This is a genomic window from Corynebacterium sp. Marseille-P4611 (assembly GCF_916618765.1).
Lineage (GTDB): Bacteria > Actinomycetota > Actinomycetes > Mycobacteriales > Mycobacteriaceae > Corynebacterium > Corynebacterium marquesiae.
On the sequence record NZ_CAKAKD010000001.1, the window covers coordinates 2,194,695 to 2,205,889 of the forward strand.

Consider the following 11,195-nt stretch of genomic DNA (forward strand, 5'->3'; position numbering starts at 1 on the left):
AATGCGCAAAATAGCCCTCGCCGCCGTCGTAGCCGTGGTATCGGTCGCCTTCTTACTCATTGTTGGACCCCAGCGAATCTCGATGGCCGATACCGCAACTGGAGATCCAGAACTCTCCACGCACCTACGGGAACACCCGGAAGCTGGTTTCAACAACCTCACCGCCTTCACACTTGATCAGGGAAAGGCCACCTTCGCCGGACTCGGCGCCAATGAACACACCGAGGTAGAAATAGGTTCTGTAACCAAGATGTTCACCGGTGAAATTGCCCACCAACTAGTAGAAGAGGGAAAAGTTCGCCTCGACACCACGATGGGTGAAGTCCTCGAGGTCGGTGACTCACCAGTCTCCGACGTAACAATTCGGGAGCTACTCGATCACACCTCAGGATTGCCCAGGCAGGCGAAAGCCATGACTTTCTCCTCTGCTGTCTCTAGCATCACCGGTTCAAACCCGTACGCAGGTGTATCCACACAAGACATCGTAGATTCAGCAACCGAATCGGATCTTGCAGATCGTGGCACAGAATCCTATTCCAATTTGGGATACGCACTGCTCGGCCACGCCTTAGAAACCGCTGCCGATACGCCATACGAACAGTTGCTCCACGAGAGAATCCTTAAGCCCGCCGGCATGAAGGAAACCTACCTCATGGCACCAGGTTCCGTCCCCGACGATGCCCCTCGCGGACTCACAGCCGCAGGCCGAGAAGCTGAACCTTGGGAAATGAAAGGTTGCTCCGCCGCAGCGGGAGCTCTTCGGTCCACCGCTCATGACATGGCAGCTTTCGCTACATGGTTTATGGAAAATGGCGACACTAGCTATGGATGGCAAGAGAATGATGACGGCAAGAGTTTTTGGCACAACGGCGGCACCTACGGCTACTCCACAATGCTCATCATTGACCCGAAGGAAAATCGCGCTGCCTTCGCAAATAATGACTCGCCAGCGGGAACTGAAGACCTCGCAGAAGCACTTTTCGAGAAGATTTAGGAAACCACCATGCTCCTCACATTAATCCCTGCCGCTATCACTGCGTTCGAGCTCTGGTCAGCATGGAAGACCCTAAAGAAGCCAGTTTCTGCCCCTATGCTGGTTATAGACGCAATCTTTACGATCGCCATCATTACTCTTGTCGGCATTGCAATGCCGTGGTACAGAGCAGTAGATTTTGGATGGTGGTACGCATTCGTAGCCGCTGGCTCTCTTCATATCGGTGCCATCGTTTGGCGCCTAGGCTCTCTCCACAGCAAGAAACCTACAAAGTCTCCCAAATCTCCACCCCGAGCCGAAAGTCTCCCAAATCTCCGACAAGACCGGTTACACTAGCCGCATGGACAACCCATTCCGCCCGACATTCGGCGCCCCTCCCCTGTTCTGGGTCGGCCGCGGCATCGTACTCGATAATTTCCGCACCGCCCTCGATGGCTCGGCAGGCAATGCCTCGCGTTCCATGGTGCTAAGCGGCGCTAGGGGCATCGGCAAAACGGTCCTCATCAACGAGTTGGAAGACATTGCTGAAGCGCGCGGTTGGGTAACGCTACGCGCCTCCGGGCGCTCCACCATGGTGGAGGAACTGGTCAACACCACGATTCCGAGGCTTCTCGAGCGGCTCTCACCCAGCGATAAGAAGAAGGTCAGCCGCATCGGCATCGGCGGCGTGGGATCAATTGGCTTCGACCACCAGAAGGAAGACCGCTTCACCCCCACGTTGAATACCCGTCTACGCGAGCTTTCCGCCGAGCTGAACGGCACCGGCATCCTCCTTACCATCGATGAGGTCCAAGACGCCGACGTCGAAGAGCTCACCACCATCGCCGTGGCCTACCAAGACTTAGTACGCGATGAAATCGACATCGCCTTGGTAGCCGCTGGCCTGCCGCAGGGGGTCAACCACTTGCTGGACCTGCCCGGGGTAACCTTCCTGCGCCGAGCCCAGAAATTCGTGCTCGGCCCCTTGTCGCCGGCCAATGCAGAGCAGGCGCTCGAACATACAGCCTCGGGCTCAGGGCTGGAGTTTAGCCACGAAGCGATTACGGACGCCGCCGCGCTCACCCGCGGCTACCCCTACCTCGTGCAATTAGTCGGCTCACTGGCGTGGGAGCGCAGTCGCCGGAACCAAGAAAGCGGCATTTCCCAGCAGACAGTCGCCACAATCGCCCCTGATGCAATATCAATCATGGGCGCGCAGGTGCACCAGCCTGCGACGCTAGCCCTGCCGCCGGCGCAGCGGGAATTCCTGGAAGCGATGGCCGCAGTCGAAGTCGATGGCATCGCCACCATCGCAGACATCGCGGGCCACATGGACCGCACCGTGCGCTCCTTGTCGGCCACCCGCCAGCGGCTTATCGACGCCGACCTCATCGAGCCCACCGCACATGGCAAGCTGCGCTACGTCATCCCCTATATGGGCGAATACTTCACCACCACGGATAGCCGCGGACGCGTCGATTAAAGATCGCCGGCGTCGCGAATGAGGATGCCCGCCACCTCAGCGGCAAAAGAATAGCTGGGCGCGGCCTTTTCCACCGGCCAGGGGAAGATATCAACCTGTTCTGGAATTCGCTCCCGCGACAGGCCCATGCGGTCAAAGTGCTGTGCAATAAAAATAGCCTCCGTGCGAGCATCTTGCCCTGCCACGCCCAATCCGACGCGAGCGCCGCCATCAATCCACTGCCCCAAGCCATCGAGGTGCTCCGGCGAGGCTAGACCAGCAAAATCGAGCAGCACCGTCTTCGCCGCCACTTCCCATAATGGCTCACGAAGCCGAAGGTAGTCCGCACCAAACTCCGCCAGTGTCGCATTGACCTGGTCCGCGGGAAAAGCCCAGATCGTATCAAAGTCGGTGGTGCCTGGAAGGGTGCCCGAAAGGACGTCGGCAAGCAGGGGCTCGTCCAGCTGCACAAGAACCTCTGCCCCAAAACGCTGTGCCACCTGTGCTTTGTGTTCCTGAATTCCGGCCAATAGTGCACCACACAGGTCTCGGAAAGCACCCGCATCAGTAATCGCGCGGTGCCCGTTTCCTAGCTCCACAGCGGCCGCCAAACTCCACGGGCCTACCGCTTGGACCTTGATACGGGGAACTGACTCGCCCCACACCTCCTGAATCTCGTCCAGGTCGCGGCTCATCTGGTCAACAATCCGGTGCGAGATGAGCTGCGACCGATCTCTGAGCACCCACGAGCGCGGTCCACGGTCAATGGAGACTGCTTCCAACAAGCCCGCCGTGCGTCCAATGGCCCCAGCATAAATCCCGCGGTCCGGTAACTGCGGAAGGTGCGGGAGACCACCCGTCTCACCCATCACGATGTCTGCCGCCTCACTCATGGAGTATCCCGGCATAGGGCCTAAGCCAAAAGCGTCCATATTCACCTCGGCACTAGTATTATTTCTCAGAATTATCTATCCGATACGCGACGTATCACTTCGAAAGAAACCTTACTATGGGCGTGGAAAAATACTCCGGCTAGACCTTCTACAACGAGTGCGAAATTCCCCAAGACATTTCCACTGTTTTGGCCGAACAGGAATATCCCGTCTGCGCTTTCAAGACAGTCCGCGACGCCGCCGTATTTACCAATAGGCGCCTCATCATCCGCGACGCGCAAGGCCTTACAGGCAAAAAGGTAGAGATGTACTCCCTGCCCTATTCCTCCATCAATATGTGGTCTACGGAAAACGCGGGAAAACTCCTTGACTTCAATGCGGAGCTGCAGCTGTGGACTAGGGCTGGCGAATTCAAAATCAACATTGGCCCCAATATCGATGTCCGAGCGCTAGATCGGCTCATTGCCAACTGCGTGCTTAATTAGTTCCACAGATGGTGCCGGAGCCGATGACGATGTCTCCCAGCTCATCCGGCGACGGCAAGTACAGCACCGCCGCTTGGCCGCGGGCGACACCAGATAGCGGCTCCTTGAGTTCGAGGTGCATTTCGTCCGTCTCGCGGTCAACGTGGGCGGTACATGGCACCACGGAGCCGTGTGCGCGCACCTGAACCTCGCACTCGAAATCCCCATCCATGCCTGGGTGGAGGTACTTCAGGCGATCGGCCTGAATCGAGGTTACGGCCAAGTCCTCGCGGGCGCCGACGGTAACCGTGCCGGTAGCAGCATCAATATCGGTGACGTAGCGGGGGCGGCCGTCGGCAGCCGGCGCCTTGATGTCCAGGCCCTTGCGCTGGCCGATGGTGTAGTTCCACGCGCCATCGTGCTCCTTGAGCTCCGTGCCCTCTTGATCCACGATCATGCCGGGGCGCAATCCAATACGGGCGCCCAGAAACGCCTGTGTATTGCCGTCGGGAATGAAGCAAATGTCATAGGAATCCGGCTTTTTCGCGGTGGAAAATCCGTGCGCAGCAGCCTCTTCGCGGATTTGCGGCTTAGGCGTATCGCCGATGGGGAAAAAGCAGTGCTCCAACTCCTCGGCCGAAATCACGCCGAGCACATAAGACTGGTCCTTATTCTCGTCCAAGGAGCGGCGCATATAGCCGTCTTCGTCGATAGTGGCATAGTGGCCCGTCGCAACCGCATCGAAGCCAAGCGCCATGCCCTTTTGCAGCAGCGCTCGGAACTTAATCTTCTCGTTGCAGCGAAGGCAGGGATTCGGCGTCTCGCCGCGGGCGTAGGAATCCACGAAGTCCGTGATGACCTCTTCTCTGAATTCTTCCGAAAAGTCCCACACATAAAATGGAATGTCCAGCTTATCGCAGATGCGACGGGCGTCGGCCGAATCCTCCAACGAGCAGCAACCACGTGCCTTTTCCCTGGTCTGCTGCGCGTCTTTGTGCAGCGCGAGGTGAACGCCAATCACCTCGTGGCCGGCTTCTACTGCGCGGGCGGCGGCAACCGATGAGTCCACGCCGCCGGACATGGCAACCAATACTCGCATTGTGCTCCCCATTTCACCTTGACTACAGGCCCGAAAGTCTACTCCCTAGCCCCAACGCGGCTTAAATCGAATCCATTCCCTAAGCTTGGGTGACATGGGCAGAAAGCGAGCTTCCACCGACCCGGGAATCACCGGCACCTACAACATTTCTACCGGCACGGCCGAAGTGGTGCCGGATGAGTTTCGCGACGGTGCCTATATTCTCAACGTTAATGGCGTGCCAAGCAGCCATATTGTGCTCGGCGAGCCAGAAGAGCTGGAGTTTGAGTACATGCGCTGGATTGCGGCGGCGGTTGAGCACCTCAATACTCGGCCCGCGAATAAGCTCCGCGTGACCCACCTAGGCGGCGCGGGATGCTCCCTTCCGCGCTATTTTGCCAGCAAGCTTCCGGGCAGCCGCCACACGGTGGTCGAACTCGACGCCAAGTTGGGCGAGTTGGTGCGTACGCTTTTCGACGTCCCCCGTTCCCCCACCGTCAAAATCCGTGCCGGCGAGGCCCGCCAAGAAACTGAGGGGTTCCTGCCGTCCAGCCGCGACATCATCATCCGCGATGTCTTTGCTGGCGACAAGACACCAGCCAACCTCACCACCGTGGAGTTCTTTCAGGCTGCAAAGCAGTCGCTGGCGCCGGGTGGCCTCTACGTAGCCAACTGCGGCGACCATTCCGATCTACAGCTGGCAAAGAGCGAGCTGGCGGGCCTCGATCGAGTTTTTGACCACCTCGCCGTCATCGCGGACCCACCGATGCTCAAGGGCCGGCGCTACGGGAACATCATCCTGGTAGCCTCAGATACAGAAATGCCAGCCGAGGGCTCCGTCGAAGCCACTCAGCTGGCAAAGGCACTCCTTGGCGGGGCCGTGCCCGCCCATTACAAAGACGAGGCCTGGACCCGCGCGTTTTTCACCGGTGCTACTGCAGTACGCGATTAAGCAGCGTAGCCACCTGACCCGCATCAAAATCGGGTACGTCAGCGCCGGCGTTCTTGGCGGCATTCTTAGCTTCCGATACCTCCGACTCGGAGACGTTGCCTGACTTAACGTTGTTCACGTGACCGGCATTGTCCAGTAGGATAGCTAGGTCACTGACGGAGAAGTTGCCCTTGGCCATATCACCCAGGTCCTCCACTGGAAGGGCATCCTTGTCTTGCAGGGTCTTTACGAAGGCAGCCAAGCCCTCCGCTGCTTCGGGATCGAGGCCGGACTTTTCGGCGGCGTCGGCAAGCTGCGGAATCGCAATCAGCCCCGCCGCCAGGGCCAAAATAGCGCCGATGAGCGGCGTACTATCGGAGCTCAAGTCAAGCCCATCGCTCACAACCAGCTGCTCTAGCGCGCCGCCGATGTCAACGTAATTGCCGTCGCTGAAAGACTGCAGCTGCTGCTTGGAACCATTAAACAGGTTCATGTCGACATCGGTAGAAATGCCTGCTACCTTGCCAGAACCAGAACGCTGCCAGAAAGATAGCTCGTTCCATCCGCCCACCGCTTCAGGCGCCTGGTCCTGATAGGCCGCGAGCCACAGTGGCATATCCGAGAACTTCTGGGAGTTATTCATCTGCCCCATCCAGAAGTACTTGTAGGTGTAAATCATTGGCGTGCGTCCAGTAAGACGCTTGAGCTCGCTAGTAAATTCTTCAATCCACTGCTCCAGCTGTGCCGCAGACTTCCCTTCCGTCACCTCGATATCAAGTGCAGGAGGCAATGTCTGATTCGGGGCAAGGGCGATCTGCGCGGCAAAGTTGGCCGCTTGAGTCTTGGCGTCGCCAGCCGGACGTGCGTAGTGGTATGCACCGGTCTTGAGTCCAGCAGCATTAGCCGCCTGAATATCCTGTACGTAGTGGGGGTTTACCCAATCCCCGCCTTCGGTAGCCTTCACAAATGCAAAGGACTGTCCGTCGGAACGCACTTTAGACCAATCGATGGGCGTGCCGCCCGGATGCTGGTGCGCCGCCACGTCAATGCCCTTAGGTGCACCAAAGCTCACCGCCTGGGCAATGGCAGTACCACTTACAGCTAGTGCAGCCACGGTAACTACCGCAGTAATGCTCTTTCGGAGTGCCTTCTTTGAAGTCATGCGTGTGAGTCTAGCAACGCCTTCACTCCTGTCACATCATTAACACGCGCCACTTGAAATAATTTTCTTTACTTCCATTTCTCCCCCTCTTGGAATACATCCCTTTAGAACACATTTTTGTCCATACCCCTTGCAAAGGGGCAGGGTACGCCTTAAAATATTCACCATGAAGTTAAGCACACATGTTCTACAAATCGGGGGATTTAATCTTGGACGCCTACTACATAGTCAATGATCCCAACGATCCACTTGCAGTTAAAGCCACAGAAATCAGAAAACAAGATTACCTATTCTGGAATGAGGTGAAGCCAGACCTAGAAGAAGATTTCGATATATCTTGCCACACACTTTCCACCCGCACGGGCTTAAGCGAGCGGCGCACGCGAGACATAACAATGGCCCTTTATCGACTCGCAGAGCTTCCACTCACAAAGGCGCTCCAGGACACCTATTACTTCCTGGACTTCTCTCGTCTTATTACTATCGACGCCGTGCTTAGCAAGCTGGGCGACATCCCGACCGAAATTCTCGAGCGGATAGACCAAGAGCTTGCCCGTTACCTGACCCCCACGAAGCCCGGCCAGGTACTGCCTTCGAATACGAATTTGCGGCGAAAACTAACTGGCCTCATTGCTGTAGAGGACCCACACCCCAATGAAGATAAAGAGCCTGCTGCAGGGAACGACTCCTATTTCACCTACCACAGTTTCGGTGGGAAGGCCGGGCTAGCAGTGGAATTCGATGAAGTTACCATGCTAGCCATCGATGAACACGTTAGTAAGGCAGCCGAAGAGCATAACCTCACGAAAGCTGAAGCCCTAGCCAAGTTGATTTTGGGCGAAATTGAGTCGCGGGCAAAAGTGGTTCTTCATATGTACCGAGCCCACGACCAGGAGGCTGCTCCCGCATTTATCCGGGGATTCGGATGGGTAAGCCCTGAGACCGCTGACAGTCTGCGTCCCACCCAGACGCGGGATATGGACCTTGCAAAAAGGATGGAGAGCGAAAGCTACGTTACTCCCCCGCTCGTTGGCGCCTACGTGGAAGGCCGCGATGGCGTGTGCCGCTGGCCAAGTTGTAATCGCCCCGCAGAGAACTGCCAAAAGGACCACCGGATTGACCATGCACAGGGAGGGAAAACGGCGGGGAGCAACTTGGCATCACTCTGCCAGCATCACCACAACATCAAAACCGATGGTGGTGCCTTCTACATCATGGATCCGCATACTGGAGACATAGTATGGCTCTTTGACGATGGCCGCTGGGAATATGATGAGCCCCAAGGACCGTTAGCGCCCAAGAACAAGAACTGGGCGCTTACGGTAGGCCAAGCTATCGCCGCCCGGCGATCTGCGGCGAAAGAAAGGAATGATAGCTAGACGGAACGGGCTCGTGAAATAACCTCCGGAAGATGAGCCAAGACGTAGTCAACATCCTCTTCCGAAGTAAGCCTGCCGAGAGTAAAACGCAGGGAACCGATTCCTTCCGCCTCACTTACGCCCATTGCCTCGAGGACATGAGACATGCGGTTTACGCCAGCGCTGCAAGCACTGCCGGAAGAGGCCTCGATCTGCAAGGAATCCAGCAGCATGATGAGGCTATCGCCATCAGCACCGGGAAATGAGACGTGCAGATGGGAAGGCAAGCACGGCTCGGCAGAGTTGACCACTACGTCGTCGATGGTGGCGAAAATTCCGTCGCGCAGCTTATTGCGGAGAGCAGTAATTCGCTCACCCTGGGCGGTGATTTCGGAGACGGATTCCTCCAATGCCGCAGCTAGACCGGAAGCGCCCGCCACGTCCACGGTGCCAGGGCGGATGCCCCGTTCTTGGCCACCGCCGTAAGCAATCGGCTGGGGCGCAGGACTGCGCTTGGCCAAAAGCAGACCGATGCCGCGGGGGCCGCCGAACTTGTGGGCGCTGGCGGCGAGGCTGGTGATCCCTAAATCAGAAAAATTGATGGGAACTTTGCCCACAGCCTGCACCGCATCCACGTGCACGGGTGTGCCTGTCGCATTCGCACGTGTGGCTATCTCTTCGATGGGCTGAATGGCCCCGGTCTCGTTGTTGGCCCACATGCAGGTAGCGACGTCGGCAAGCGTGTCTAGGGCCGATAGATCTGCAATGTGCCCGGAACGGTCGACGGGAAGGATATCGACAGCTGCTCCGGTTTTCTCCAGCTTAGAGACGGTATCGCGCACGGCCGGGTGCTCAATATCGGTAGAAATAATGCGGTTTGTTTGCCCAGCCGCGTAGAGACCTTGAATGGCGATATTGTCCGCCTCGGTGCCAGAAGAGGTAAAGATGACCTCGATGGGCTCGCAGCCGAGGAGGGAAGCCACCTTTTCACGGGCATCATCCAGCACGGACCGAGCCTTGCGGCCAGAACCATACTGCGCGCCGGAGTTGAGGGAGCCGGCCGCCGCCACCCACGCGTCAATCGCGCTCTGGCGCATCGGCTGGGTAGCGGCATAGTCAAAGTAGTGCGGCATTACCGGCGCGCCTTCAGTTCCTCGGTCAGGGCAGGTGCGATTTCATGCAGGTCGCCCACGACGCCGAGATCAGCGATCTGGAAGAACGGCTCATCTTGGTCTTGGTTGACCACCACAATGGTGCCGGAAGTCTGCATGCCAGAGGTGTGCTGGATAGCGCCAGAGATACCCAAGCCGATGTAGAGGTCGGGCGAGACGGTAACACCGGTCTGGCCGATCTGATACGCGGCGTCATAAAAGCCTTCATCGACGGCGTCGCGGGTGGCGCCGACTGCGGCCCCGAGGGCGTCGGCAAGCGGCTCGACGACGGCGCCGAACTCATCGCCCACGCCACGCCCGCCGGCGACGACTGCCTTGGCCTCGGTAATTTCCGGTCGTGCGGACTTCTGTGCCGGAGTAAAGGAGGTTACCTTGACATCTTTGCCCGTGGCGGCCGGCAACGGCATCGGCGCCGGCTGCGCCTCTACCTGCTGTGGTGCAGCCTCAACCGCGCCTGGACGAAGAGTGTAGATGGGGCATTGGCCAGCGGCGGTAGAGGTGGTCTCATAGGAACCACCGAAAATGCTCATCTGGGCGGAGCCATCGGCGGCAATGCCATTGACATTGACCAGTGCGCCAGAGGCGAGGCGAGCCGCGAGGCGGCCGGCAATCTCGTTATTGGCCGGAGTTGCGGCCAGCACGATGGGCGCTGGGTTCGCAGCGCCAAGCGCATGCAGGGCATCGACCTCCGGGGTAAGGAAACGCTGTTCATAATCCTCGGCCGTTGCCTGAACTACCTGTGCGGCGCCGAGGGCGGCAAGGTCGGCATCGAACTTATCGGTCTGCTTGCCGACGACCACTGCGGACACCGTACCCAATTCCCGCGCGGCCGTAATCAGCTCGCCGGTAACGGGAAGGAGGTTGTCCGCGTCGTGCTCAACTAGTACGTAAACGTGCGACATATCTACTCCTAAATCAAGTTCTTTGCGGACAGGAAATCAGCGATCTTCTTCGCTGCATCTTGCGGGTTGGGCTCCGAAATAACTTCGCCGGCGGTGCGCGGTGGGCGCTTCTCAGCGGCCGAGACAGAGGTCGTCGGCGCGATGGCCTCGATGCCCAGGTCAGCCAGGGTGAAGGTGGTGATTTCCGCCTTCTTAGCTGCCATCAGGCCCTTGAAATTGGGGAATCGTGGCTTGTCACTCTTATCGTTCACCGTAACGATCGCCGGCAGTGGCGCCTCGAGTTCCCAGGTGCCGCGCGCGTCATCACGGGTGCCCTGCACGGTGCCGTCAGCTAGCTCTACTTTGTGCAAGCCGGTAAGGGCCGGCAGCTGGCGGTATTCGGCAAGAAGGCCGGCAAGCAGGCCGGTGGAGGCATCGGAAGCCTCGGTGCCGGCGGTGATCAGCTGGACGTCGTCAAGCTTATTGAGCGCGGCGTTGAGGGTCCACGCGGTCGATAGCGCGTCCGCGCCGGCCAAGGAATCATCGGAGACGAGCACGGCATCGTCGGCGCCCATAGCCAAAGCCTTACGCAGTGCCTCGTCGGCCTGGGCCGGCCCCATCGTCAGTGCTACGACTTTGTAGCCCGCATCGGGGTTATTGTCGCGCAGTCGCAGGGCTTGTTCCACGGAGTACTCATTAACCTCATCAATGACGTTATCCACGGAGGTGCGATCCAGGGTGTGGTCATCGTTCAAAGACTTGGTAGACCACGTATCCGGCACGTGTTTGACCAGAGCCACGATAGTTGGCATTGGGCACTC

At 58.4% G+C, this 11,195-nt stretch carries 11 protein-coding genes; 5 read left to right on the forward strand and 6 right to left on the reverse strand.

Annotated elements, in window-relative coordinates; translation table 11 throughout:
* Position 1 precedes the first annotated feature (1 nt).
* On the forward strand, positions 2-994 hold the full coding sequence (locus tag LG376_RS10490; RefSeq protein ID WP_225747074.1) for a serine hydrolase: 993 nt from the start codon (positions 2-4) through the stop codon (positions 992-994).
* Positions 995-1,334: 340 nt separating this feature from the next.
* Complete coding sequence (locus LG376_RS10495; RefSeq protein ID WP_225747075.1) at positions 1,335-2,456, forward strand: ATP-binding protein; 1,122 nt, start codon at positions 1,335-1,337, stop codon at positions 2,454-2,456.
* Here the strand turns inward: LG376_RS10495 and LG376_RS10500 are convergent.
* Entirely contained in the window at positions 2,453-3,367 is a 915-nt protein-coding gene (locus LG376_RS10500; RefSeq protein WP_225747076.1) for a methionine synthase, read from the reverse strand. The genes LG376_RS10495 and LG376_RS10500 overlap by 4 nt on opposite strands.
* Before the next feature lie 125 nt (positions 3,368-3,492).
* Between LG376_RS10500 and LG376_RS10505 the strand changes: the two genes are divergently transcribed.
* Entirely contained in the window at positions 3,493-3,813 is a 321-nt protein-coding gene (locus LG376_RS10505; RefSeq protein WP_225747386.1) for a PH domain-containing protein, read from the forward strand.
* Here the strand turns inward: LG376_RS10505 and mnmA are convergent.
* Positions 3,806-4,891 (reverse strand): tRNA 2-thiouridine(34) synthase MnmA, encoded by a 1,086-nt coding sequence (gene mnmA, locus LG376_RS10510; RefSeq protein ID WP_225747387.1) that lies wholly within the window; start codon positions 4,889-4,891, stop codon positions 3,806-3,808. The genes LG376_RS10505 and mnmA overlap by 8 nt on opposite strands.
* Before the next feature lie 94 nt (positions 4,892-4,985).
* On the opposite strand from mnmA, the gene LG376_RS10515 reads away from it, so the two are divergent.
* On the forward strand, positions 4,986-5,822 hold the full coding sequence (locus tag LG376_RS10515) for a spermidine synthase (RefSeq protein WP_225747077.1): 837 nt from the start codon (positions 4,986-4,988) through the stop codon (positions 5,820-5,822).
* Here the strand turns inward: LG376_RS10515 and LG376_RS10520 are convergent.
* A complete protein-coding gene (locus LG376_RS10520) occupies positions 5,803-6,963 on the reverse strand; it encodes a glycoside hydrolase family 25 protein (RefSeq protein ID WP_225747078.1) in 1,161 nt (386 codons plus the stop codon). The two genes, LG376_RS10515 and LG376_RS10520, sit on opposite strands and share 20 nt — an antisense overlap.
* Positions 6,964-7,145: 182 nt before the next feature.
* On the opposite strand from LG376_RS10520, the gene LG376_RS10525 reads away from it, so the two are divergent.
* Positions 7,146-8,342: an HNH endonuclease signature motif containing protein gene (locus LG376_RS10525; protein ID WP_225747079.1), complete on the forward strand. Its 1,197-nt coding sequence runs from the start codon at positions 7,146-7,148 to the stop codon at positions 8,340-8,342.
* On the opposite strand, the gene LG376_RS10530 is transcribed toward LG376_RS10525, so the two are convergent.
* The 3 genes from LG376_RS10530 to LG376_RS10540 are packed head-to-tail and all read right to left on the reverse strand — an operon-like array spanning position 8,339 to position 11,186.
* Positions 8,339-9,454, reverse strand: coding sequence for a cysteine desulfurase family protein (locus tag LG376_RS10530; RefSeq protein ID WP_049378393.1), 1,116 nt, complete (start codon positions 9,452-9,454; stop codon positions 8,339-8,341). The genes LG376_RS10525 and LG376_RS10530 overlap by 4 nt on opposite strands.
* Positions 9,454-10,395: an electron transfer flavoprotein subunit alpha/FixB family protein gene (locus LG376_RS10535; RefSeq protein ID WP_225747080.1), complete on the reverse strand. Its 942-nt coding sequence runs from the start codon at positions 10,393-10,395 to the stop codon at positions 9,454-9,456. Before LG376_RS10535 ends, LG376_RS10530 begins: the two co-directional genes overlap by 1 nt.
* Before the next feature lie 8 nt (positions 10,396-10,403).
* Complete coding sequence (locus LG376_RS10540; protein ID WP_225747081.1) at positions 10,404-11,186, reverse strand: electron transfer flavoprotein subunit beta/FixA family protein; 783 nt, start codon at positions 11,184-11,186, stop codon at positions 10,404-10,406.
* Positions 11,187-11,195: the final 9 nt, after the last annotated feature.

Excerpts from the sequence above, each read along its gene's own strand:
- mnmA (WP_225747387.1), bottom strand. The coding sequence starts at position 4,891 with ATGCGAGTATTGGTTGCCATGTCCGGCGGCGTGGACTCATCGGTTGCC.
- LG376_RS10490 (WP_225747074.1), top strand. The coding sequence starts at position 2 with ATGCGCAAAATAGCCCTCGCCGCCGTCGTAGCCGTGGTATCGGTCGCC.
- LG376_RS10515 (WP_225747077.1), top strand. The coding sequence starts at position 4,986 with ATGGGCAGAAAGCGAGCTTCCACCGACCCGGGAATCACCGGCACCTAC.
- LG376_RS10520 (WP_225747078.1), bottom strand. The coding sequence starts at position 6,963 with ATGACTTCAAAGAAGGCACTCCGAAAGAGCATTACTGCGGTAGTTACC.
- LG376_RS10530 (WP_049378393.1), bottom strand. The coding sequence starts at position 9,454 with ATGCCGCACTACTTTGACTATGCCGCTACCCAGCCGATGCGCCAGAGC.
- LG376_RS10535 (WP_225747080.1), bottom strand. The coding sequence starts at position 10,395 with ATGTCGCACGTTTACGTACTAGTTGAGCACGACGCGGACAACCTCCTT.
- LG376_RS10540 (WP_225747081.1), bottom strand. The coding sequence starts at position 11,186 with ATGCCAACTATCGTGGCTCTGGTCAAACACGTGCCGGATACGTGGTCT.
- LG376_RS10500 (WP_225747076.1), bottom strand. The coding sequence starts at position 3,367 with ATGGACGCTTTTGGCTTAGGCCCTATGCCGGGATACTCCATGAGTGAG.
- LG376_RS10495 (WP_225747075.1), top strand. The coding sequence starts at position 1,335 with ATGGACAACCCATTCCGCCCGACATTCGGCGCCCCTCCCCTGTTCTGG.
- LG376_RS10525 (WP_225747079.1), top strand. The coding sequence starts at position 7,146 with ATGTTCTACAAATCGGGGGATTTAATCTTGGACGCCTACTACATAGTC.